The organism is Dyella sp. EPa41 (assembly GCF_016586165.1).
In the GTDB taxonomy this organism is placed as follows: Bacteria; Pseudomonadota; Gammaproteobacteria; order Xanthomonadales; family Rhodanobacteraceae; genus Dyella.
The window spans coordinates 1-21,505 of record NZ_BCPR01000081.1 but is presented as its reverse complement, the minus strand read 5'-3'; the positions used below and the strand labels follow the sequence as shown (position 1 = coordinate 21,505).

Annotated in this window: 19 protein-coding genes and 1 pseudogene; 13 read left to right on the top strand and 7 right to left on the bottom strand. The window is 67.6% G+C overall.

Features of this window, described 5'->3' with window-relative positions; translation table 11 throughout:
• Together JMF82_RS18915 and JMF82_RS18910 are read left to right on the top strand one after the other, a co-directional pair.
• Positions 1-560 (top strand): glutathionylspermidine synthase family protein (locus JMF82_RS18915; RefSeq protein WP_201316084.1); only part of this gene is annotated, 560 nt, incomplete at its 5' end.
• Positions 561-621: 61 nt separating this feature from the next.
• Positions 622-1,299: a MarC family NAAT transporter gene (locus tag JMF82_RS18910; RefSeq protein WP_201316083.1), complete on the top strand. Its 678-nt coding sequence runs from the start codon at positions 622-624 to the stop codon at positions 1,297-1,299.
• Positions 1,300-1,303: 4 nt separating this feature from the next.
• Here JMF82_RS18910 and JMF82_RS18905 read toward each other — a convergent pair whose 3' ends face one another.
• Positions 1,304-2,275, bottom strand: coding sequence for an alpha/beta hydrolase (locus JMF82_RS18905; RefSeq protein ID WP_201316082.1), 972 nt, complete (start codon positions 2,273-2,275; stop codon positions 1,304-1,306).
• Positions 2,276-2,406: 131 nt separating this feature from the next.
• On the opposite strand from JMF82_RS18905, the gene JMF82_RS18900 reads away from it, so the two are divergent.
• Positions 2,407-3,234 (top strand): helix-turn-helix transcriptional regulator, encoded by an 828-nt coding sequence (locus tag JMF82_RS18900; protein ID WP_201316081.1) that lies wholly within the window; start codon positions 2,407-2,409, stop codon positions 3,232-3,234.
• A 14-nt stretch (positions 3,235-3,248) separates the two neighbouring features.
• Here JMF82_RS18900 and JMF82_RS18895 read toward each other — a convergent pair whose 3' ends face one another.
• Positions 3,249-4,208, bottom strand: a complete 960-nt coding sequence (locus JMF82_RS18895; RefSeq protein ID WP_201316080.1) for a DJ-1/PfpI family protein — start codon at positions 4,206-4,208, stop codon at positions 3,249-3,251.
• Positions 4,209-4,322: 114 nt separating this feature from the next.
• On the opposite strand from JMF82_RS18895, the gene JMF82_RS18890 reads away from it, so the two are divergent.
• Positions 4,323-4,964: a cysteine hydrolase family protein gene (locus tag JMF82_RS18890; RefSeq protein WP_201316079.1), complete on the top strand. Its 642-nt coding sequence runs from the start codon at positions 4,323-4,325 to the stop codon at positions 4,962-4,964.
• Here JMF82_RS18890 and aat read toward each other — a convergent pair.
• The gene (gene aat, locus JMF82_RS18885; RefSeq protein ID WP_201316078.1) at positions 4,950-5,681 is read right to left on the bottom strand and encodes a leucyl/phenylalanyl-tRNA--protein transferase; all 732 of its coding nucleotides are present in this window, start codon (positions 5,679-5,681) and stop codon (positions 4,950-4,952) included. The genes JMF82_RS18890 and aat overlap by 15 nt on opposite strands.
• A gap of 101 nt (positions 5,682-5,782) precedes the next feature.
• On the opposite strand from aat, the gene JMF82_RS18880 reads away from it, so the two are divergent.
• Positions 5,783-7,186 carry a serine hydrolase domain-containing protein gene (locus tag JMF82_RS18880; protein ID WP_201316077.1) on the top strand — a complete coding sequence of 468 codons (1,404 nt, stop codon included), beginning with the start codon at positions 5,783-5,785 and terminating at the stop codon, positions 7,184-7,186.
• Here JMF82_RS18880 and JMF82_RS18875 read toward each other — a convergent pair.
• From JMF82_RS18875 to trxB, 3 genes are read right to left on the bottom strand one after another with little or no spacing between them, the layout of a single operon-like run.
• A complete protein-coding gene (locus JMF82_RS18875; protein ID WP_201316076.1) occupies positions 7,183-8,334 on the bottom strand; it encodes a GNAT family N-acetyltransferase in 1,152 nt (383 codons plus the stop codon). The two genes, JMF82_RS18880 and JMF82_RS18875, sit on opposite strands and share 4 nt — an antisense overlap.
• Before the next feature lie 5 nt (positions 8,335-8,339).
• Entirely contained in the window at positions 8,340-8,510 is a 171-nt protein-coding gene (locus JMF82_RS18870) for a hypothetical protein (protein ID WP_201316075.1), read from the bottom strand.
• A 34-nt stretch (positions 8,511-8,544) separates the two neighbouring features.
• Positions 8,545-9,510 carry a thioredoxin-disulfide reductase gene (trxB, locus tag JMF82_RS18865; RefSeq protein ID WP_201316074.1) on the bottom strand — a complete coding sequence of 322 codons (966 nt, stop codon included), beginning with the start codon at positions 9,508-9,510 and terminating at the stop codon, positions 8,545-8,547.
• A 449-nt stretch (positions 9,511-9,959) separates the two neighbouring features.
• Between trxB and ald the strand changes: the two genes are divergently transcribed.
• From ald to JMF82_RS18845, 4 genes are all read left to right on the top strand, one after another.
• Positions 9,960-11,024 (top strand): alanine dehydrogenase, encoded by a 1,065-nt coding sequence (gene ald / locus JMF82_RS18860; protein ID WP_201316073.1) that lies wholly within the window; start codon positions 9,960-9,962, stop codon positions 11,022-11,024.
• A 91-nt stretch (positions 11,025-11,115) separates the two neighbouring features.
• Complete coding sequence (locus tag JMF82_RS18855; protein ID WP_201316072.1) at positions 11,116-13,446, top strand: DNA translocase FtsK; 2,331 nt, start codon at positions 11,116-11,118, stop codon at positions 13,444-13,446.
• Positions 13,447-13,703: 257 nt separating this feature from the next.
• Positions 13,704-14,363 carry an outer membrane lipoprotein chaperone LolA gene (gene lolA / locus JMF82_RS18850; RefSeq protein WP_201316071.1) on the top strand — a complete coding sequence of 220 codons (660 nt, stop codon included), beginning with the start codon at positions 13,704-13,706 and terminating at the stop codon, positions 14,361-14,363.
• A gap of 7 nt (positions 14,364-14,370) precedes the next feature.
• Entirely contained in the window at positions 14,371-15,039 is a 669-nt protein-coding gene (locus JMF82_RS18845; protein ID WP_201316070.1) for a YoaK family protein, read from the top strand.
• A gap of 13 nt (positions 15,040-15,052) precedes the next feature.
• Here the strand turns inward: JMF82_RS18845 and JMF82_RS18840 are convergent, their stop codons facing one another.
• Positions 15,053-18,019, bottom strand: coding sequence for a ligand-binding sensor domain-containing diguanylate cyclase (locus tag JMF82_RS18840; RefSeq protein WP_236585567.1), 2,967 nt, complete (start codon positions 18,017-18,019; stop codon positions 15,053-15,055).
• Positions 18,020-18,367: 348 nt separating this feature from the next.
• Between JMF82_RS18840 and JMF82_RS18835 the strand changes: the two genes are divergently transcribed.
• The 4 genes and pseudogenes from JMF82_RS18835 to JMF82_RS18820 all read left to right on the top strand — a co-directional run.
• Positions 18,368-19,030, top strand: coding sequence for a response regulator transcription factor (locus tag JMF82_RS18835; protein WP_201316068.1), 663 nt, complete (start codon positions 18,368-18,370; stop codon positions 19,028-19,030).
• The gene (locus tag JMF82_RS18830) at positions 19,017-20,390 is read left to right on the top strand and encodes a histidine kinase dimerization/phospho-acceptor domain-containing protein (protein WP_201316067.1); all 1,374 of its coding nucleotides are present in this window, start codon (positions 19,017-19,019) and stop codon (positions 20,388-20,390) included. The genes JMF82_RS18835 and JMF82_RS18830 overlap by 14 nt, the downstream gene beginning before the upstream one ends.
• A 148-nt stretch (positions 20,391-20,538) precedes the next feature.
• On the top strand, positions 20,539-21,087 hold the full coding sequence (locus tag JMF82_RS18825; protein ID WP_201316066.1) for a cytochrome b: 549 nt from the start codon (positions 20,539-20,541) through the stop codon (positions 21,085-21,087).
• A 128-nt stretch (positions 21,088-21,215) separates the two neighbouring features.
• Positions 21,216-21,505: pseudogene (locus tag JMF82_RS18820) on the top strand (biotin/lipoyl-binding protein); the annotation flags it as partial.

Below are 21,505 nucleotides of genomic sequence, written 5' to 3'. Positions count from 1 at the left end.
TCGATACCTGCCTGCAGGCGGGGCACCGCGCGACGGCATTGGACATCGAGCAGGTCGGCTGGTCGGGGCGTGATTTCATCGACATGGACAACCGGCCGATCGACCGGCTGTTCAAGCTCTATCCCTGGGAATGGATGCTGGCCGAACCGTTCGCGATGCATCTGCAAGGGTCCCGGCTTCGCTGGATCGAGCCGGCGTGGAAGATGGTGTTGTCCAACAAGGCGGTGTTGCCGCTGTTGTGGGAGTTCTTCCCGGGGCACCCGAACCTGTTGCCCGCCAGCCGGCGGCGCGGCGAGCTGGAAGGCCCGGTCGTGCGCAAGCCGTGCTGGGGCAGGGAAGGTGCCGGCGTGGTCGTGCTGCAGCAGGGCGAAGCGGAAAGCGCGACCAGCGAACGATGCATCTACCAGGCGTTCTCGCCGCTGCCGTCCTATGCGGGGCGGCATGCCCTGGTGGGTTCATGGGTGGTGGGCGATACCGCGGTCGGCATGGGCTTGCGCGAGGACGATGGGCTCATTACCCGCAACACCAGTTGCTTCGTTCCGCATCGATTCGAGGGCTGAGCCGCTTCAAACCGCCATGCGGAGTGGTTAGGCTCCATGTGTGCCGCAAGGAGCCAAGCCCATGCCCGCCTTCCTCGATTACGTCGCGTTTGGCCTCCTGGGCTTGCTGCCCATCGCCAACCCCCTGACCAGCGCCACCGTGCTGCTTGCCCTCACCGGGCGCTATCCCGCGGCCGAGCGCAACCGCCAGATCAATCGAGCCACGCTCTATTCGCTCATCGTGCTGCTGGTGTGTTTCTATGCCGGCAACGCGGTCATCAGCGGTTTCGGCATTTCGATTCCCGGCCTGCGCGTCGCCGGTGGACTGATCGTCAGCTATATCGGTTTCGGCATGCTGTTTCCGCCGGCGCGCATGGCCGAGGACGACGCGCAGGCGGAAATGGCCTCGCACGAGTCGACGGCCAAGCTGCCCGACATCGCCTTCATTCCGCTCACCATGCCGTGTACCACGGGGCCGGGCACGATTGCCTTCATCATCAGCGCCTCCGCGTCCGCGTCGGAGAAAGGCGTCTTGTTCACGCCGCTGATGCATGCCGTGGCGATCACCACGGCGCTGCTGTTTGCGCTGATCTTCTGGCTCTGCCTGCGCGGCGCGACCAGCATCATGAAATGGCTGGGCGAAACCGGCATCGATGCGTTGGCGCGCCTGATGGGTTTTCTGCTGGTGTGCATCGGCGTGCAATTCGCCATCAACGGCGTGCACGAGCTGCTGAAGTCGTGGGGCTTCGTGCTGGCCTGAACTATCAGGACGTCCACAGCCTGCGCAGTTCTCCCACGACCAGGTCCGGGTACTCCTCGGGAAAGAACAGCTTGGCGCCGGGAATGCGCCGGACGCCGCGCGGATTGCCCAGCACATGCTGCAGGTAGTCCGGGCTTGCCTGGGAGAAAATGTCATCGCCCGTGCCCCACAGGATGCGCGTGGGCACGCGGCTTTGCTTCAGCAAGGGCTCGATGCCCGCGAGCGGGTTGGGCGTCAGGCCCAGCGCATAGGCATGCACCCATGGCTTCTGGCTCGGCTGGCAGAGTGGCGACAGGTAGTAATCGATCGCTTCGTCGGTGGGGTGCTCGGGAAACTGGTAGCACATGCCGCCGATGCCCTGCGGCGAGCGTGCGAGGCGCTTGTCGGCCAGCCATGCAGCCAGCCACTGGTCGACGAACTGGCCCTTGCGTGACATCTCGATGACCGGCTGCAACGCCGCCGGCGGGCTGTCGTTTTCCACGTCGCCATTGGTGAGCAGCAGCGTGCGCACGCGCCGGGGATGCCGCGTCACCAGCAATTGCGCGATGGCGCTACCGCTGTCGTTGGCCGCCACATCCACCGTTTCGATGCGCAGCGAGTCGAGCAGCGCGATCAGCATGTCCACCTGCGCCGCCGGCGTGACAGCCTGGCCTGGCGCCACCTGCGTATAGCCGAGCCCCAGCCAGTCGGGCGCGATGCAGCGCCGTTCGCCCGAGAGTCGGGCGATCACGCCGCGCCACTGGAAGCTGTTGAGCGGGAAGCCATGCAGGAACAGCGTTGCCGGGCCGTGTCCGCGATCGAGATACGCGACATCGCCACAGGGCAGGTGGGCGTACCGGCGCTCGCGGCGGTAGGTGGCGGCATCCAGCGTGGCTGCGGGCGTCGATCCGGCGGCCAGCGTCTCGCGGTTCGCCAGGCCGGTGGCGCCGGCGGCCAGCGCGATGCCCATGGTCTGCAGGAAGGTCCGGCGATGCATGTCCATGCCTTGGTTCGGAAGGTGGGCAAATGGTTGATCCCGCCGCTCCTGCGGGCAATAACGCGACAGGTCATGGCGACTTGACCTCGAAGGTCATGGGCGTCGCATCGATGGGACGTCTAAGATGGGCCATGGCCGCCCGACTTCCATTGTCCCCGCCACCTCCCGCACCCACGTCGCGCGCGGGCGTCCTGCTGCGTGAATGGCGGGCTGCCCGGCGCATGAGCCAGCTGGATCTTGCCCTGGCTGCCGACGTATCGACACGCCACCTCAGTTGCGTGGAGACCGGCAAGTCGCAGGCAAGCCAGGACATGGTGATGCGCCTGGCTGATGCGCTGGAGATGCCGCTGCGCGAGCGCAACGTCCTGCTGATGGCGGCGGGCTATGCGCCGAGCTATCCCGAGACCGCGTTGACCACGCCGGCGCTCGCGCAGGTGCGCCGCGCCACCGAGTTCATCATCGGCCAGCAGGAGCCGTACCCCGCCTTCGTGCTCAACCGCCATTGGGACATCCTCATGGCGAACGAGGCGGCACGGAGGGTCACCGGGTTCCTGCTGCGCGACGGGCGGCAGCACGGCAACATGATCCGGCATTTCTTCGACCCCGAAGGCCTGCGCGCCGCCGTGGTGAACTGGGAGGAAGTGGCGGGCGACCTCGTTCGCCACCTGCACGGCGACGTCGCCTCGGCGCCTTCCGATGGCGTGTCGCGCGCCCTGCTGGACGAGGCCTTGTCCTATCCCGGCGTGCCCGCGCGATGGCGCACGCGCGAGCCGGGCACGACGCCATCGCCGTTGCTCACCACGGTGTTCCGTCGCGATGGCGTGGAACTGCGCTTCTTCTCCACCTTCACCACCTTCGGCACGCCACGCGACGTGACCGTGGACGAGCTGCGCATCGAATGCTGTTTTCCCGACGACGAGGCGACCGCGGCGTTCTGCCGGAGGCAAGCCGCGAACTAGCCGGCGGCGGACGCTTACGCCTGCGCCGCGCAGAACGTGCGCCGGTACTGCGTGGGTGAGGTGCGGTAGGCGCGCTGGAAGTGTTGGCGCAACGTGACCGGCGAACCGAGTCCGATCGCCATCGCGATGCGCTCCAGCGGCCATTGCGTGGTCTCCAGCAGGCGCTGCGCCTCGCCCAGCCGCTGCGAGAGCAACCAGTCGCCGAAGCTGCTGCCGGTCAGCTGGCGGAAATGGCGGGTGAAGCTGCGGCGGCTCATCGCCGCCTTTTCCGCGATGGCGTCGAGGCCGTGGTCCTGGTCAAGGTGGCGTTGCACCTGTTCGAGCAGGCGCGCCATGCGACGGTCCGTCGGCGCGTCGGGCACCGGTTGCTCGATGAACTGCGCCTGCCCGCCGCGACGGAAAGGCGGCACGACCATGCGCCTCGCAATGCCGCTGGCCATTTGCGCGCCGAGCATCTGGCGCACGAGGTGCAGGCAGCAGTCGATGCCGGCCGCCGCGCCGGCCGAGGTGACGATGTTGCCTTCGTCGACGTAGAGCACGTCGGCGTCCACGTCCACCTCGGCGAAACGTTCGGCCAGGTCGGCCGCCCAGCGCCAATGCGTCGTCGCTCTCTTTCCATCGAGCAGTCCGGCATGGGCCAGCACGTAGGCGCCCAGGCAGAGGCCGACGATGCGCTTGCCGCGCGCGGCAAGCTTGCGCAACTGCTGCAGCAGGGCCGCCGGCGGTACTTCGTCCGGATCGCGCCAGGAGGGCACGATCACGATGTCGGCGTGGGCGAGTTCTTCCAGCCCGTAGTCCGTGACTATCGAGAAACCGGCTGCGCTGGTGATGCGCCGGCCTTCCGCCGAGCACACGCGCAGCCGGAACGGCGACGCGCCTTCCGGCGTCGACGACTGGAACACCGCGCAAGGCACCGAGAGATGGAACGGGAGGATGCCTTCGAAGGCGACGACGGCGATGCGGATGCGGCGCATGGCGAAAAACCCTGGTGGCCCGATCTCATCGATGATTGTCCTTCAGGCCACTCGCGTGCAAGTGCCCGGCGGCGCACCATGCCGCCCATCCAAACACACGCAAGGAGCCGTGCCATGGCTGTTTCCCCCCGCCGCGCGCTGATCGTTGTCGACGTGCAGAACGAGTACTTCATCGGTAACCTGCAGATCGAATACCCGCCGTCATCGGGCTCGCTCGCCAACATCGCGAAGATCATGGACGCGGCCACCGCCACCGGCGTGCCGGTGGTCGTGATCCAGCAGGATTCACCTGCCGGCGCGCCGGCTTTCGCCGTCGGCAGCCACGGCTGGCAGTTGCACGACGAAGTCGCCAGGCGCCATCGCGACGCGCTGTTCAACAAGCCGCTGCCCAGCGCGTTCAGCGATACGGGCCTGGGTGCCTGGCTGGAAGCGCGCGGTATCGACACCGTGACCGTAGTGGGCTACATGACCCACAACTGCAACGACACCACCATCAAGCATGCGTTCGATCGCGGCCTGGCGGTGGAGTTCGTGCACGACGCGTCGGGGGCGGTTTCGTATGCCAACCGCGCCGGCCATGCGAGCGCCGAGGAAATCCACCGCGTGTTCAGCGTGGTCGAACACTCGCGCTTTGCCGCCGTACTGGGCACGGAAGAGTGGTTGCATGCACTGGCGACGGGCACGGTGCCGGAGCGCGGCGACATCCTTGGCTCCTATCGGGCCGCGCAGGCGCGCCGGGCGTCAGCGGCTGCCTGACGGAGCGATCTGGGCCAGCGGCGTGAATTCCTTCCACGAGCCCGGTTGCCCGGGCAGGTGGGCCAGCTGGCTGACGGTGCGCAGGAACTGCGGGCGCGGGTATTCCACCGCGCCCAGCTGCAGCAGGTGGGCATTGGTGACCTGGGCGTCGATCCACGGGAAATCCCAGCCGCGCAGCAACTGGGCCAGCGCCGTCAGCGCAACGCGCGAGCCGCCGCTCTCGCGGCTGAACATCGATTCGCCGCAAAAAAGGCGCCCGACCGCGATGCCGTAGATGCCGCCAACCAGTCGATCCTGCTCCCACACCTCCACGCTATGCGCATGCCCGAGCATGTGAAGGCGGGTATAGGCATCAACCATGGCCGGCACGATCCAGGTGCCGCTCTGTCCCGGGCGCGGAGCGGCACAGGCCTTCACGACCTCGCCGAAGGCGTGGTCCACGGTCATGCGCCACGACACCTGCGCGAGGCGCCGGCGCAGGCTGCGGTTGGGCTTCAGGGCCGCGGTATGGAAAACACAGCGCGGATCCGGCGACCACCACAGCAGCGGCTCGTCTTCGTTGAACCACGGAAAGATGCCTTGCGCGTAGGCCGCCAGCAGGCGGCGCGGCGTGAGGTCGCCGCCGAAGGCGAGCAGGCCATTGGGCTCGTCCAGCGCCTTGCGCGGATCGGGAAAATGCTCCGGCTTGGCCGTATCGAGCAGGGGCAGTCGAATCATGGCGCCTGGATAATCGGTAAGGCAGGCCGGGAGCGGTGGTACATGCTACCGGCACGGGGATGTGGTTAGCATGCCCCATCTTTGCGCCCCATGGAGATGGCATGCGTTCCGTTCACTTGTGCTGGATGGCATGGCTCGCGCCGGTGGCCATGGCGTCCGGGCCTGCGATCGACCCTGCGCTGGCCAGCCGCATCGATGCCGATGCACGGCAGGTACTCCAGCGCACGGGTACGCCGGGGGCCACCCTTGCCGTATACCGGAACGGCGCGGCCGTTTATGTCCATGCCTACGGCCTGGGCGATCGCGAGCGCAAGACGCCTGCAACTGCGACGACACCCTACGAAATAGGCTCCATCACCAAGCAGTTCACGGCTGCCGCGATCGTGCAGTTGCAGGAGGCCGGCAAGCTCGATGTCAACGCCACGCTGGCGACGTATCTTCCGGATGCGCCGCACGCCAAAGAAGTCACGCTGAAGCAACTGCTGTCCCACACCAGCGGCATGCCGGAATACCTGGATGGGCCCGATGTGGAAGCGTGGGCCGTCAAGCCGGCGACGTTCGAACAGATCATGGCGCGCATCAAGGATCGGCCGCTGGATTTTCCACCCGGCAGCCGCTGGTCCTATTCCAACAGCGGCTATGTCCTCTTGGGCCGGGTGATCGAAGTGGTGTCGCATGAGACGTACGGGCACTACGTAAAGACCCATCTGCTGGCGGCCGCCGGCATGGAACACACGACGACCGTCGCCGACGAGGCGCGCGTGCCGGGCATGGCGAAGGGCTATCGGCACACGGACGGAGAGCTCGAAGCCGCACCGACCATCCATTCGACCGTCGGCTGGGCCGCCGGCAACCTGGTATCGACCGTGGCTGACCTGGAGCGCTGGAACGTGGCGCTGCAGGGCGGAAAGATCGTTCGCCCCGCGGACTACGCGTTGATGACAACGCCGGCGGCGGGCAGCACCGACTACGGCCTGGGCCTGTTCGTCGATACGCTCGACGAACAGCCGCGCATCGGTCATACCGGTGGCTCGTTCGGCTTCACCACCTCGAACCAGTATTTCCCGAAGCAGGGCATCCAGATCATCGCGTTCACCAATGCGGGTGACAATCCGGAGCCGGGGCAGATGCTGGTGACCGCCACGTTCGAGGCCTTGTACCCGGACATCGCCGCGATCGCGCGCAAACCCGTTGCCGGGGAAAACGCCGCCACGACGAACGCGGCGCGCAAGGCCTTCACCCGGCTGCAGGGCAAGGGCGACGACCTCTCCATGTTCGACGAACGGCTCAAGGTGAAGATGGGCGCCGGTCTTTCCGAGCGCATGGCCAGGCAGCTGTCGCCGTATGGCGAGCCGTCATCGTTCATCTACAAGGGGCAGCGCCAGGACAAGGAAAAGAACCGGGTGTGGAACGACTACCGGATCGAGTTCGGCCCCGGCAACAGTCTTCCCTTCGGCGTGGAGCTGGATGCCGCCGGCAAGGTCGCGGGCATCTCCATCGGCTAGGGCATCCCCGGCTGCGGCGCATGCGCATAGGGGCTGTGCTGTTGCAGCTCCCGTGCGTAGTCGTCGATGGCCTCGGCCTCGTGCGTCAACGCCTGGCGCACGGCATCGCGGAAACGCTCGTTCAGCAGGTAGTGGCGCGAATGCGTGCGTACCGGCAGAAAGCCGCGCGCGAGCTTGTGCTCGCCCTGCGCGCCCGGCTCGAAGCGCTGCAGCCCATGCCGTATGGCGTGCTCGATGCCCTGGTAGTAGCACAGCTCGAAATGCAGGCCGGGCACATCCACCGTGGCGCCCCAGTAGCGCCCGTACAACGTGTCGCGGCTTTGCAGGAAAAGCGCCATCGCCACGATCTCGCCTCCCATGCGCGCCACTGCCACCTGCACGGCATCGCCCAGCGTTTCGCCAAGCGCCGCGAAGAACGCGCGGGTAAGCGCGGCATGATTGCCCTTCGCGTCGAAGGTGGCTTCATACAGCGCGTGGATGCGCCGCCACTCGCCGGTCGTCAGCGTGCTGCCGGCCCGCATCTCGATCGCGAGCCCGCTGCGCGCGACATGGGCGCGTTCCTGGCGGATGTTCTTCCGCTTCTTGTGGTTGAGCGCGGCAAGGAAGTCGCCAAAGTCGGAGTGCCCATGGTTGCGCCAGTGGAACTGCACATCCGAGCGGGCAAGCCATTCGCCATCGAAAGCGGCCAGCTCATCGTCATGAAGGAAGTTCGCGTGTACGGATGAAAGGCCCAGTTGCCCGGCGAGCCCCTTCATGGCGCGGGCGAGCAGGGCCTGCCGTGCCTGCGTATGGGCGTCGTTTCCCGCCAGCAGGCGGGGGCCTGGCACGGGCGAGTAGGGCACGGCGTTGAGCAGCTTGGGATAGTAATCGCCGCCGGCACGCTCCCACGCGCTGGCCCAGCTCCAGTCGAACACGAACTCGCCGTGCGAATTGCCCTTGAGATAGAGCGGCGCCGCGGCGATCAGCATGCCGTTTTCGTGGAGGCCCAGGTGATGGGCGCGCCATCCCCAGTCGTCGCGGATGCACCCGCTGCGTTCGAGCAGGGAAAGGAAGGCGTGCGAGACGAAGGGGTTGTCGTCAGGACGCAGCGCATCCCACGCGGCGGCGGGGATGCTGTCGATGCTGTCGTGGAAGCGGGCTTCGATCACGTGCTTCAAACCTGGCGCATCGCCATGCCGTCATTCCGGCGCAGGCCGGAATCCAGTAGCCGCGGCGTACGGTCCTCGCGCAAGACGGCGGGCTTTGCTTTCCCGCGAAAAACGAGCGTTGTCACCACTGGATTCCGGCCTGCGCCGGAATGACGGTCAAAGGCCGGCGCGATCATCGGTCGATTCCAGGCGAATGCGCCGGACGGACGTTCAGCTCGCCGGACCCTGCTGATCCAGCCAGCGCTCGGCGTCCAGCGCGGCCATGCAGCCGAAGCCGGCCGACGTCACGGCCTGGCGGTACACGTGGTCGGCCACGTCGCCGGCGGCGAACACGCCCGGCACCGAGGTCATGGTGGCCATGCCGGCGAGGCCGCTGCGGATCTTGATGTAGCCGTCGTGCATGTCGAGCTGGCCGTCGAAGATGCCGGTGTTCGGCGTGTGGCCGATCGCCACGAAGAAACCGGTCACCGGAATATCGCGCGTCGCATCGGAATTGACGTCCTTCACGCGCACGCCGGTGACGCCGGAGTTGTCGCCCAGCACCTCGTCGACGGTGTGGTTCCACACCAGCTCGATCTTGCCGGCCGCGGCCTTCTCGAACAGCTTGTCCTGCATGATCTTCTCGGCGCGCAGCTTGTCGCGGCGGTGCACGAGATAGACCTTGCTGGCGATGTTGGACAGGTACAGCGCCTCCTCGACCGCGGTATTGCCGCCGCCGATCACCGCCACTTCCTGCTCGCGGAAGAAGAAGCCGTCGCAGGTGGCGCAGGCGGACACGCCGCGGCCCTTGAAGTGTTCCTCGCTGGCAATGCCCAGGTACTTGGCGGTGGCGCCGGTGGCGACGATCAGGGCGTCGCAGGTGTATTCGCCGGAGTCGCCCTTCAGGCGGAACGGGCGCTGCTTGAGGTCGACCGTGTGGATGTGGTCGAACACCATTTCCGTCTTGAAGCGCTCGGCATGCTCCGCCATGCGCTGCATCAGCGCCGGTCCCTGCAGCCCCTCGACATCACCCGGCCAGTTGTCCACCTCGGTCGTCGTCATCAGCTGGCCACCCTGCTGCAGGCCGGTGATCATGGTCGGCTTGAGGTTGGCGCGCGCTGCATAGACGGCGGCGGTGTAACCGGCGGGACCGCTGCCCAGGATCAGCAGGCGGCTGTGCTTGGTGGCTGTGTTCATGCGTTCCTTCTATCCGCCAACGGCGGTGGTGTTCGTGGATGGGTGGAATCCGCTGCCGGTCGCGGCGGCGACCATGCTCCAGCGAATGGTGTTTCGGCGCGCCCCGACAGGGAGGCGCCGAAGCTGGTTTTCATCGAGGCGAGGCCTATCCCCTTGACTTTGCTGCAAGTGCGCAAAGGTGGTCTGCTTTCGCAGCGTAGCGGGAATGTGAAAACGACCTGCCCGTCATGGTTATAATCCTTCGGGTTTGCTGGCGACTTGAACAGTCTTTCGTTCCATCCCCTGCAACGGTTTCTTCAGGCCGTATGTCAGGTGCGGGAACGAGGCGTCCGAACCCGCAAGGATGGGGAAGACGCAGGGCCGATTCAAGGCTGCCGCGCAGGTTTGCCGCGCCGGTTCCGGCGAGGCGTCGTTGCCACTCAGAAGCTTTCCCACAGGATCCACTCCCCATGCGTATCGGTATTCCGTCCGAAACCAAGACCCTCGAGGGTCGTGTCGCCCTTATTCCCGCCGCCGCCGCCGACCTGGTGCGCCGTGGCCATGAAGTCTTCATCCAGTCCGGCGCCGGCGACAAGAGCGGCTTCTCGGACGAGGCCTACGCCAAGGTCGGCGTGAAGATCGTGCCGGACGCCGCCGCCCTGTACGAGGCTGGCGAGCTGATCGTGAAGGTGAAGGAGCCGGTGGCCGGCGACCTCGCCCTGCTCAAGAAGCACCACCTGCTGTTCTGCTACCTGCACCTGGCGGCCGAGCCGGAGCTGACCAAGCGCCTGCTCGAGATCGGCCTGACCGGCGTGGCGTTCGAATCGGTGGAAGAGAACGGCGGCCTGCCGCTGCTGCTGCCGATGTCGGTGATCGCCGGCCGCATCGCCACCCAGATCGGCACCACGCTGCTGCATCGTCCGCAGGGCGGCAAGGGCAAGCTGCTGGGCGGCATGGCCTCCACGCCGCGCGGCAAGGTCGTGGTGCTGGGCGCCGGCGCCGCCGGTGGCAACGCCGCCGCGCTGGCCGCCGCTGCCGGCGCCAACGTGGTGGTGTTCGACAAGCGCCATGACCGCCTCGCCGAGATGATGGCGATGGGCCCGAACGTCACCGCGCTGTATGCCTACGAGTCCTCGGTGGCCGAGGAAGTCGCCACGGCCGACCTCGTGGTCGGCGCCGTGCTGATCCCGAGCGCCAAGGCGCCGCGCGTGGTCACCGAAGCCATGGTCAAGACCATGGAAAAGGGCAGCGTGCTGGTGGACATCTCCATCGACCAGGGCGGCTGCTTCGAGACCTCGCGTCCGACCACCTGGAAGGAGCCGACCTACGACGTGCACGGCGTGACCCACTTCTGCGTCACGAATATGCCGGGTGCCGTCCCGCAGACCTCGTCGGTGGCGATTTCTGCCGCTATCCTGCCGTACGTGCAGCGTCTGGCCGCCGGCAACGAATGGCGCCAGTTCGAACCGCTGCGCGGGGGCATCAACATCGAAAACGGCGAGCTGGTTCATCCGGCGCTCAAGGGCATGATCTAAGGTCTTGCCTGCCGCTTCGGCGGATGCAACACAGGCCGGCCGCCTCCAATGGCGGCCGGTCTCATGACAGACCATTGGGAAAAGGACCACGGTGGCGCGTAGCGCGAACGTCAAAAAGGAAAAGAAGCAGCGCGAGGGGCTCAGCGACGAGCTGAAGCGCCGCCTGCGCGAGGCCGGTGCGCTGCTGTTGCTGCCGCTGGCGCTGTACCTGCTGGTCTGCCTGTTCAGCTACAACGACCAGGATCCGAGTTGGGGCCACGTCGGCACCGTCGAGCACGCCCGCAACTTCGGCGGCTCCATCGGCGCCAATATCGCCAACGTGCTCCGCTACATCTTCGGCCTGGTTTCCTACTGTTTCCCGCTGCTGCTGCTGCTCATGGGCGTGCAGGTGCTGCGCCATCGCGGCGAGCGCACAGTGCAGCCGTGGGAGCCCTCGCTGCGCCTGATCGGTTCGGTGTTCTTCTTCATCACCTTGCCGGCGCTGCTCTATCTCAATTTCAACGACGAGCCGGTGTTGCCCCAGGGCGTGGGCGGCATCATCGGCATGTGGGTGGGCCGCGGCCTGCTGAGCGCGCTGGGCGACAAGGGCGCGCCGCTGCTGCTGCTCGCGCTGTTCCTGGTGGCGGTGACGCTGGCCACGGGACTCTCGTGGTTCAAGGTGATGGACCTGACCGGGCAGGGCGTGCTCAAGCTCGCCGGCTGGTTCGGCGGCAAGCTGCGCGAAGCGCCGGAAGTACTGGCCGCGCGCCAGGCGCGCGCCGAGCGCGAAGTGGTCAAGAAGACCGAGGCCGTGAAGCAGGCCAGGCGCGAGCCCGTGCGCATCGAGACGCCGCCGCCGCCGGTGGTGAAGAGCGAGCGCGCCAGGCTGGAGACGCAGATTCCCTTGTTCACCGGCGCCTCGGTGCCGGGCGAACTGCCGCCGCTGTCGCTGCTGGACGAGGCGCCGCCGCAGGGTCCGGGTTACTCCGAGGAAACGCTCGAGGTGCTGTCGCGCCAGGTCGAGCTCAAGCTCAAGGATTTCCGTATCGAGGCCAAGGTGGTCGGCGTCTATCCCGGCCCGGTCATCACGCGCTTCGAGCTGGAGCCCGCCGCCGGCGTGCGCGGTTCGCAGGTGTCCAGCCTCGACAAGGACATCGCGCGCGGCCTCTCCGTGGTCAGCGTGCGCGTGGTCGACGTGATCCCCGGCAAGAACGTGATCGGCCTGGAGATTCCCAACGCCAAGAAGCAGATCGTCTATCTCTCCGAGATCCTGCGTTCGGAGAAGTACGACCAGATGAAGTCGCCGCTGGCGCTCGCGCTGGGCAAGGACATCGCCGGTCGCCCGTCGGTGGCCGACCTGGCGAAGATGCCGCATCTGCTGGTGGCCGGCACCACCGGTTCGGGCAAGTCCGTGGCGGTCAACGCCATGGTGCTGAGCCTGCTCTACAAGAGCAGCCCGAAAGACGTGCGCATGATCATGATCGACCCGAAGATGCTGGAGCTTTCGGTCTACGAAGGCATCCCGCACCTGCTCGCGCCGGTCGTGACGGACATGAAGGAAGCGGCCAACGCGCTGCGCTGGTGCGTGGCCGAAATGGAACGCCGCTACAAGCTGATGGCCGCCGTGGGCGTGCGCAACCTGGCCGGCTTCAACAAGAAGGTGAAGGAGGCCGAGAACGCCGGCCAGCCGCTGCTGGACCCGCTGTTCCGCCCGAACCCCGAGATGCCGAACCTGGCGGCCGAGCCGCTGGAACCGCTGTATCACATCGTGATCATCATCGACGAGTTCGCCGACATGATGATGATCGTCGGCAAGAAGGTCGAAGAGCTGATCGCCCGCCTCGCGCAGAAGGCGCGCGCGGCCGGCGTGCACCTGATCCTGGCCACGCAGCGCCCGTCGGTGGATGTGATCACCGGCCTGATCAAGGCCAACATCCCCACCCGCATCGCGTTCCAGGTGTCGAGCAAGATCGACTCGCGCACGATTCTTGACCAGAGTGGCGCCGAGACGCTGCTGGGCCATGGCGACATGCTCTACCTGCCGCCGGGCACGGCCACGCCGGACCGCGTGCACGGCGCCTTCGTGGACGACCACGAGGTGCACAACGTGGTGAACTGGCTGAAGGCGCAGGGCTCGCCGCAGTACATCGAAGGCGTGCTGGAAGAAGTGCAGGCCACCGCGGACGGCAAGTTCATCAACGACTCCGGCCTGCCGCAGGACGGCGAGGAAGGCGGCGACGCCGACGCGCAGCTGTACGACAAGGCCGTGCGCATCGTCACCGAGACGCGCCGCGCCTCGATCTCCGGCGTGCAGCGCCACCTGCGCATCGGCTACAACCGCGCCGCCCGCCTGATCGAGCAGATGGAGCAGGATGGCGTGGTGAGCGCGCCGCAGCACAACGGCAACCGCGAAGTGCTGGCGCCTCCGCCGCCGAAGCATTGACGAGGGTAAGACGCCATCGCTCTTGATCGTCATTCCGGCGCAGGCCGGAATCCAGTAGCGATGTTGCCAGGTTTTCGCCAAAAGACCGTGTTGCCGCCTTTCGCGACAAGCCTGTCTCGCGGCAACCGGATGACCGGCTTTGCCGTTGAAAAGGTCCTCCGGCCTGCGCCGGAACGACGGCCCCAAAGATTCGGGCGATTTGCCATTAAGCTTGCACACGTCAAAATTCGCCCATCAGCCTCCTTTTCAGGGCACCCATGAAACGCTCGCTTTTGCTCGTTGCCGCCGCCTTCGCGCTCTCCCTCGGCAGCCTCGCCCACGCCGCCGGCCCCGCCCGCACCAGGCTCGATGCCTTCGCCAACGGCCTGCATTCGCTGACCGGCAGGTTTTCCCAGACCATGACCGACGCCAACGGCCACCCGGGCAAGCCCAGTTCGGGCACGCTCGCGCTGCAGGCGCCGCGGCAGTTCCGCTGGGAGACGCTGGCGCCGTCGAAGCAGACCATCGTCGCCGACGGCAGCCGCGTGTGGCTGTACGACCCGGACCTGGAGCAGGTGACGGTGCGCGTGCAGAGCGCCGAGGAATCGCACAGCCCGCTGACCGTGCTCACCGACGTGAAGCAGATGGACAAGGACTTCAACGCGGTGGAGCAGGGCGAGCATGACGGCCTGAGCTGGCTGCGCCTCACCTCGAAGGCGAAGGATCCGCAGTTCGACTACGCCGACCTCGGCTTCGACGCGAACGGCCTGTCACGCATGGTGTTTCGCGACCAGCTCGGCGCGACCACGGACATCCGCTTCTCCGGCTGGCAGCGCAACGTCGATGTTCCCGCATCCACCTTCAACTTCACGCCGCCGCCGGGCGCGGACGTGATCGGCGACCTGCCGGTCATCCAGACCCAGCCGATCAAGAACTGATCGCGCCGTGCTGCGCCAGCTGCCTCGTTGGGCCTGGATCGGCGGCGGCTTGCTGGCGTTCATCGCCGGCAGCATCAATACCGTCGGCTACCTGTGCTTCCGGCACCAGCCGATCACCCACCTGACAGGCACCAGCACCGAGCTGGGCATCGCCATGGCGAACCTGGATGCGGGCGAGATCCTGCACTGGGGCTTCACCATCGGCGCGTTCCTGCTGGGCGCGGTGCTGAGCGGCTTCATCGTGCAGCAACGCACGCTGCAGCTGGGAAGGCGCTACGGCGTCGTGCTGGTGATCGAATCGGCATTGCTGTTCGTGGCGACGCCGTTGATCCACGGCGCCAGCGACCTGGGCCTCTACCTGGCTTCAATGGCCTGCGGGCTGCAGAACGCCATGGTCAGCACCTACAGCGGCGCCACGTTCCGCACCACGCATCTGTCGGGCATCTTCACCGACCTTGGCATCTACGTGGGCCAGCGCCTGCGCGGGCTGGAGGTGGGCCGGTTGCGCATCCAGGTCTGTCTGCTGGTGGCGGGGCACTTCATCGCCGGCGCCATGGCGGGTGCGCTGGGTTTCGCGGTGTTGCAGGAGCGCGTGTTGCTGGTGCCCGCCGCGCTTACCGGCGCGGTGGGGCTGGGCTACACGATCTACCGCCATCGCATGATGCGCGAAGGCTGAGCGCGCAAAAGCTTTACTCCGCGGCCCTGGAGCGATTGCGCCCGTCGTGCTTCGCCTGGTAGAGCGCACTGTCCGCACGCGACAGCCATTGCGAGAGCGATTCGCGCTCGCGGTAGGCCGCCACGCCTATGCTGATGGTGACGACAATGGCCTCGCCCTCGTGCTCGAATGGGGCGCCGGCGATGCTGCCGCGGATGCATTCGGCGATGACCATGCCCTGCGTCAGGCCGGTGTTGGGCAGGCAGATCACCAGCTCTTCGCCGCCATAGCGTCCGACCAGGTCGACGCCGCGGCACTGCATGCGCATCGCGTGGGCCACGTGGTGGATCACGGCGTCGCCCACGAGATGGCCGTGTGTGTCGTTGATGGCCTTGAAGCCATCGAGGTCGAGCAACGCGATGCAGGCCTCGCCCTCGCGCGACGCCTTTCTCACTTCCTCGGCCAGTTCGAAGAAGCGCCGCCGGTTCAACGCACCGGTCAGGGAGTCGGTGCTGGCCAGCTCGTCCAGCCGCTGGTTGGCGATCAACAGGTCCTGCGTGCGCAGGTCCACCTGCTGCTGCAACTGCCGCGCCTGGCGGCGCAGGTACAGCGTGCGCAGCTGCGTCACCAGGTAAAGCAACGCGAGCAGCAGCACGCCAAAGCCCACCAGTGCCGCGACGGTTTCGTACCAGCGCGGTTCGACGGTCACGGCCAGCGAGCTTTCGATCACGCGGGGCTGCATGCCCTGCGTCTGCGCGCGCAGGCGCAGCACGTAGTCGCCATGCGGGAGATTGGTGTACATCGCCGTGGGCTGGCTGCCGCGCGGGATGGTGACCCAATCCTCGTCCAGGCCGTCCAGGCGATAGCTGTAGCTGGTGTCTGCCGGCGCCTGGAAATCGAGCAGGGCAAAGTCCACGCGCAGGCTGCGGTTGTGCGCGCCGAGGTGCATCGATTCGCCGGGGCGCGGCAGCCGGCCGAACGGCACGGGGTTGCCGTTGATTGCCGCCTGGGTGACGGCCAGGGGCGCGTCCGAGGCGTCGGGCGGCTGCCAGGCGGGGCGCAGCACGGTGAGTCCGCCGAGTCCGCCGAACAGCAGCTCGCCGTCGGGTGCGCGCGCCGCGGCGCCATAGACATAGCTGGCGACGTGCAGGCCGTCGCGCGCGCCGAGGTTGTGCACGGCATGGGTATTGCCGTCGATCATCGAGATGCCGTTCGGCAGGCTCACCCAGAGGTTGCCCAGGTCGTCGGACAGCGCGGCGTTGATGTTGTCGCTGGTCAGGCCGTCGCTCGTGTCGAACCGCTTGAACCGATAGGGTTCGCCCGCCGTGTGCGGCTCCAGCATCGCCAGGCCGCCGTAGGTGCCGATCCAGCGGTTGCCCTGCGGGTCGGTGGTGATCGAACTGGCCAAGTTGTTGGGCAGGCTGGACGGATCGTTCGGGCGGTTCAGCAGGTTCTCGAAATTGCGATCCTGCGAGCCGTTCGCGGCGATGCTGATGCCGCGGCCCGTGACGTACCAGATCTGGTTGCCGACGCGCGCGATCAGTCGCACCGTGTCGCTGGCGAGGCTGCGCGGGTCGTTGGGATCGTTGCCGACATGGGTCAGGGCGCGCGTGCGCAGGTCGTAGCGGTAGATGCCATCGTAGGTGGCGACCAGCAGGCGGTCGCCGTCGGGCATCAGGTGCAGCACCGGCGAGGCTTCCAGGGCGGGCACGACCGAGTTCTGCACGGCCAGCGTGGCCGGATCGATCCGCGCCAGCCCCTGCGTGCCGACCCAGATCGCGCCATCGGGGGCTTCGGTGAAGGCCTGCACGTCGCGTCGTGTCTGGTCGCCGCCCAGGTGGAGATGACGGATGACGCCGTGATCGAGGTCGATGACGTCGATGTTGCCCGCGTTCATGCCGAGCCAGACGCGCCGCCGCGAATCGACGAAGATGGTGCGCACGTTGGAGCTGGCGAGCGCGCGTTCGTCGTGGGTCGACGGCAGCAGGGTGAAGGCCTTGCGTGCGCCCGCGTTGCTGTGCGCGACGCCAAGGTCGGTGGCCGCCCAGATGTTTCCCGATCGATCGCGCATGAGCGCGCGCACGGCATCGCCGGGCAACGAGGAGGGCATCGCCGTGTCGTGGGTGATCGCCCGCAGCGTGCCGTCGCTGGGCGTGTAGGCGAGCACGCCACTGCCGTCGGTGGCCAGCCAGATCGTGTCCGGGCCCGCCTCGACGAAGTCGCGCACCGTGGCGCGTCGTTCGCGGTTCTGCTGGATGCCGCTGAAGCCCTGGACGGCATGCCAGTGCTCGTCGGCGTCGCGATAGACCGCGCCGGCCTGCGTGCTGCCGACCCACAGGCGTCCGGCGTGGTCTTCTTCCAGCGCCCAGATGCCATCGTTGAGCACGGCCTCCACCGCGGCGTTGCCCGCGGGTCGTGGCGCGCGCTCGAACGCGTGCGTGCCGCGACGCCTCACGAACAGGCCGTTGTTGTTGCCGAGCCAGAGGTTGCCGTCGCGATCCTGCAGCACGCTGAAGCTGCGCGGCGACGTATTCGCGGCGGTCGGCACGGCAGCGATCTGGTTGGTGCGCAGGTCGAGGTGGTCCAACCCGTGCTCGCCCGCGATCCACACGCCGTCGTTGCCGTCGCGGGCCAGCGCATAGATCTTGCGCGACGTCGTGCCGCCCTTGCCGACGGGGTAGGCGTGGAACGCGTTGCGCAGCGGATCGAACCGGCTCAGTCCGCCCGAGTTCGTGGCGATCAGCATGCCGCCGTCCGGCAGGGCGAGCAGGGCGCGCACGTAGGTGTCCGGAAGATCCGCCTTGGGGCCACCGGTGGCCGTGAACACCTGCATGCGATAGCCGTCGTAGCGCACCAGGCCGCTCTGCGTGCCGATCCACACCAGTCCGCGCTGGTCCTGTGCGAGCGACGTCGTCAACGAGTGGGGCAGGCCGTCGCTGACGCCCACGCGGTCGAACCACGGCATGTCGAACGGCGACCACGGATCCTCGGCCGCACGCACGCCGAAGGACAGGCCGGCAAGCAGCAGGAGGAGGCAGCAGCAGTGCAGGAACCGGATCAGCGGAGCGCTCCCCGGCGGCAGCGGCAGGCATGCACGAGGCGCTTGCCGCTTGCGGGCGCGCGGCCCAGGACGGCATCTCGCTTGTATCGCCATGGCCTGCGCCCCACCGATATCCCCCGCAGAAAACGTCCCGAGCGTCGTCCGCATGATAGCGGCTGAAGGCCGATTTCCCGACATGCCCTATGATCGCCCGATGACTGCGCGACAGGTGTTACAACGTTGCGTCCCGCCGGACGCCTGCGTACCGAGTGCCTCCCCCGGCGCCATGCCACCCCGGCGACTGTTTCCATGCGGCTGCTGATCGTCGAGGACTCGCCCACGCTGGGGCCGGACCTGCGCATCGCGCTGGGCCGCGACGGGCACGCGGTGGACCTCGCCGTCGACGGCGCGCAGGCGCTCGCCTTCGTGGCCGCCTACGCCTATGACGTCGTGGTGCTCGACCTGATGCTGCCCAAGGTGGATGGCTGGTCGGTGCTGCAGCGCATCCGCCAGGCCGAGGGCAGCCCCGGCGTGCTGGTGCTGTCCGCGCGCGACCAGGTGGCCGACCGCGTGCAGGCGCTCAATCTCGGCGCCGACGACTACCTGGTGAAGCCCTTCGCCTACGACGAACTGCTGGCGCGCGTGCTGGCCATTTCCCGGCGCGGGCAGGCGCAGTTGCCGTTGCTTCGCCTCGGCGCCCTGGAGGTGGACCCGAGGGCTCGCCTGGCGCGGGTCGATGGCGAGGTGCTGGCCTTGACCCCCAAGGAATACGCGCTGCTGGAGGCCTTGTTGGGCCAGCGCGGCACCGTGCTGGCGCGCGGCGAGTTGTTCGAGCGCCTGTACGACGCGCGCAGCGAAGCGTCCGACAAGGTGATCGAGGTGCTGGTGAGCACGCTGCGCGCCAAGCTCGCGCGCGCCGGCCTGCCCGAGCTGATCGAGACGCGGCGTGGATTCGGCTATGTCGTGGCGTAACTGGTTGCTCCGCTCCATTCACGGGCGCCTGCTGCTCACGCTCTGCGTGGGCCTGAGCCTGCTGATGGCGCTGATGTTCGTGTCGCTCGATTTCAGCATCGACCGCAAGATCTACCAGCGCCTGGACGATGACCTGCTGCAACGCGCACGCGGCATCTCGGCGCTGCTGGAAACGCCGCCCATCGACGTGGCGATGGCGCGCCTGCAGACGCTGCATCCCGCTTACGCCGGCGGTGGCCATACGGAATTCCTGCAGGTCTGGGATGCCCAGGGCCGCACCCTGGTCGTGTCCGGCAGCAATGCGGCGGGACGGCTCGAGTTGCCGTCGGGCGTGAAAGCCAACCAGCCACGCTTCTATGACCTGGCCTTGCCCGACGACCATCGCGGCCGCGCCGTGGCTTTGCGACTGCTGTTTCCCGGCGCCAGCGAGCCGGCCACGCTGGTGGTGGCCGAGGAGCGCGAGCACGTCGACCGCTTCGAGCGCAGCGTGCATGTCGCGCTGCTGGTGGGCGTGCTGGCCACGGCGCTGTCGGCCGCGCTGCTCGCCATCATCACCGTGCGGCGCGGACTGCGTCCCTTGCTCGCGTTTGGCCAGGCGGCGCGTGCGCCGGATGAAACCCCGCGCCTTTCGAAGAAGCAGTTGCCGCGCGAACTGACCCCATTCGCGGAGGCGCTCAACGGTGCCTTCGATCGCCTGCACGCGGGCATGGAGCGGGAGCGCCGTTTTTCGCGCGACGTGGCCCATGAACTGCGCACGCCCCTGGCGGAAATGCGCGCGGCGCTGGAAGTGGCGCAGCGCGATCCGGGCCGCACGTCATCGCTGGACAACGCCCGCGCCGCGATCGACCGCATGCAGCGCTGCATCGACAGCCTGCTGGCGGTGTCCAGTTACGAGTCGGGCCTGGCCCAGCCGGAGCTGGAGCCGATGGACCTGGTGCCCTTGCTGCGCCGGGCCATGGGGACGGACGCCCGGGTCGACGCGGCCTTGCCGGCGGAGGCCTGGGTGCAATCGGATCCGGCCCTGCTGGAACGCATCGTCGACAACCTCATGCTCAACGCGCGCGAGTACGCGCCAACCGACGCCCGCATCGAGGTGACCCTGGCGAAGTCGCAGGGGCAATGGCGGCTGCGTATCGGCAATGCCGCGCCCGAACTCACCGGCGAAGACCTGCCTCACCTCGGTCAGCGTTTCTGGCGCAAATCGCCCGCCCGCGAGGCCACGCGTCACGGCGGGCTCGGGCTGGCGCTGGCCGGCACGCTGGCCGGCGTACTTTCCACCGAACTGCGTTTCGAGCTGCGGGGCGGTGTGCTGTGGGTCACGCTGGGGCCGTTGCCGGATATCGATTCGATCGTGGCGTAGCTTGCCGAGGCGACTGCATCGTCGCAGCCATTTGATCTGACCCCAGGGGTTAAGCAGAACCAAAGCTTCGCGCGCGAAGCTGGCCTGCGGCCGGGCGTCGGGTACATGCCCCGATGGCCTGGCGCCGTTGCCATCGAGAGAGGTCTTCATGTCTGCTGTCCGTTACGCGCCCTGGATGCGTCGTCTTCATTGGGCGATCGCGTGGTTCATCGTGTTCGCCCTGGTACTGATCGAGATCAAGGGCTGGTTTCCGCGGGGCTCGACCGCGCGCACGGCCGTGAAGTGGGGCCACATGCAGTTCGGCATCGCCGTGCTGCTGTTGATGGTGCCCCGCCTGCTGGTGCGCCTGTGCGAAGCCGCCCCGCCGATCACGCCCGAGCCGGCGCATTGGCAGGCCTTGCTCGCCAGGCTCGTGCACCTGGCGCTGTACCTGCTTGCCTTCGCGGTGCCGCTGCTCGGCGTGTCGATGATGTTTGTGGCCGGCAAGCCATGGACCCTGCTCGGCTTGCCCTTGCCCGTACTGGCCACGCCCAACCCCGACCTGGCCCACGCGATCGAGGGCATCCACGAGACCGCCGGCAACGTGCTGATGTGGCTGGCCATCGCACACGTGGCTGCCGCGCTGTTCCATCACTTCGTGCAACGCGACGATACCTTGCTGCGCATGCTCCCCGGCAAGCGCAACCGCTTCCGTTGATGGTTGTGATCAGGCGGCGCGCCGCAATGAGCTGCGACGTGCTGCCGCGGCCAATGCCTTCGTCTTCTTAAGCGGCTTCAAAGCTGGCGCTTCCGATACTCGCCGCAGCCTTGCTACGGGAGATTTGCATGCGTCGTTGGTTTGCCGGCCTGGGGCTGGCGTCCCTGATGGCCACGGCCGCACCGGCGGCCGAGCCGGTGGTCGCCATACCGACGGCGCGCGTCACGCGCGTCGAGCGCGTTCCGCTGGAGCAGCTGCCCGCCACGGTCAAGCTTCCGCTGGAAGGGTCGTCGGTCGTGGTCACGCCGCTGGGCGGCATCGCGCTCGATGTGCTGGTGCGCGAGGGCGATGCCGTCAAGCGCGGACAGGCCTTGGCCCGGCTGCAAAGCCGTGAGGCGATGACGCTTGGCGCGGACCT

Coding starts and splice junctions, on each gene's coding strand:
- JMF82_RS18910 (WP_201316083.1), top strand. CDS start 622: ATGCCCGCCTTCCTCGATTACGTCGCGTTTGGCCTCCTGGGCTTGCTG.
- JMF82_RS18905 (WP_201316082.1), bottom strand. CDS start 2,275: ATGCATCGCCGGACCTTCCTGCAGACCATGGGCATCGCGCTGGCCGCC.
- JMF82_RS18900 (WP_201316081.1), top strand. CDS start 2,407: ATGGCCGCCCGACTTCCATTGTCCCCGCCACCTCCCGCACCCACGTCG.
- JMF82_RS18895 (WP_201316080.1), bottom strand. CDS start 4,208: ATGCGCCGCATCCGCATCGCCGTCGTCGCCTTCGAAGGCATCCTCCCG.
- JMF82_RS18890 (WP_201316079.1), top strand. CDS start 4,323: ATGGCTGTTTCCCCCCGCCGCGCGCTGATCGTTGTCGACGTGCAGAAC.
- aat (WP_201316078.1), bottom strand. CDS start 5,681: ATGATTCGACTGCCCCTGCTCGATACGGCCAAGCCGGAGCATTTTCCC.
- JMF82_RS18880 (WP_201316077.1), top strand. CDS start 5,783: ATGCGTTCCGTTCACTTGTGCTGGATGGCATGGCTCGCGCCGGTGGCC.
- JMF82_RS18870 (WP_201316075.1), bottom strand. CDS start 8,510: ATGATCGCGCCGGCCTTTGACCGTCATTCCGGCGCAGGCCGGAATCCA.
- trxB (WP_201316074.1), bottom strand. CDS start 9,510: ATGAACACAGCCACCAAGCACAGCCGCCTGCTGATCCTGGGCAGCGGT.
- ald (WP_201316073.1), top strand. CDS start 9,960: ATGCGTATCGGTATTCCGTCCGAAACCAAGACCCTCGAGGGTCGTGTC.
- lolA (WP_201316071.1), top strand. CDS start 13,704: ATGAAACGCTCGCTTTTGCTCGTTGCCGCCGCCTTCGCGCTCTCCCTC.
- JMF82_RS18835 (WP_201316068.1), top strand. CDS start 18,368: ATGCGGCTGCTGATCGTCGAGGACTCGCCCACGCTGGGGCCGGACCTG.
- JMF82_RS18830 (WP_201316067.1), top strand. CDS start 19,017: ATGTCGTGGCGTAACTGGTTGCTCCGCTCCATTCACGGGCGCCTGCTG.
- JMF82_RS18825 (WP_201316066.1), top strand. CDS start 20,539: ATGTCTGCTGTCCGTTACGCGCCCTGGATGCGTCGTCTTCATTGGGCG.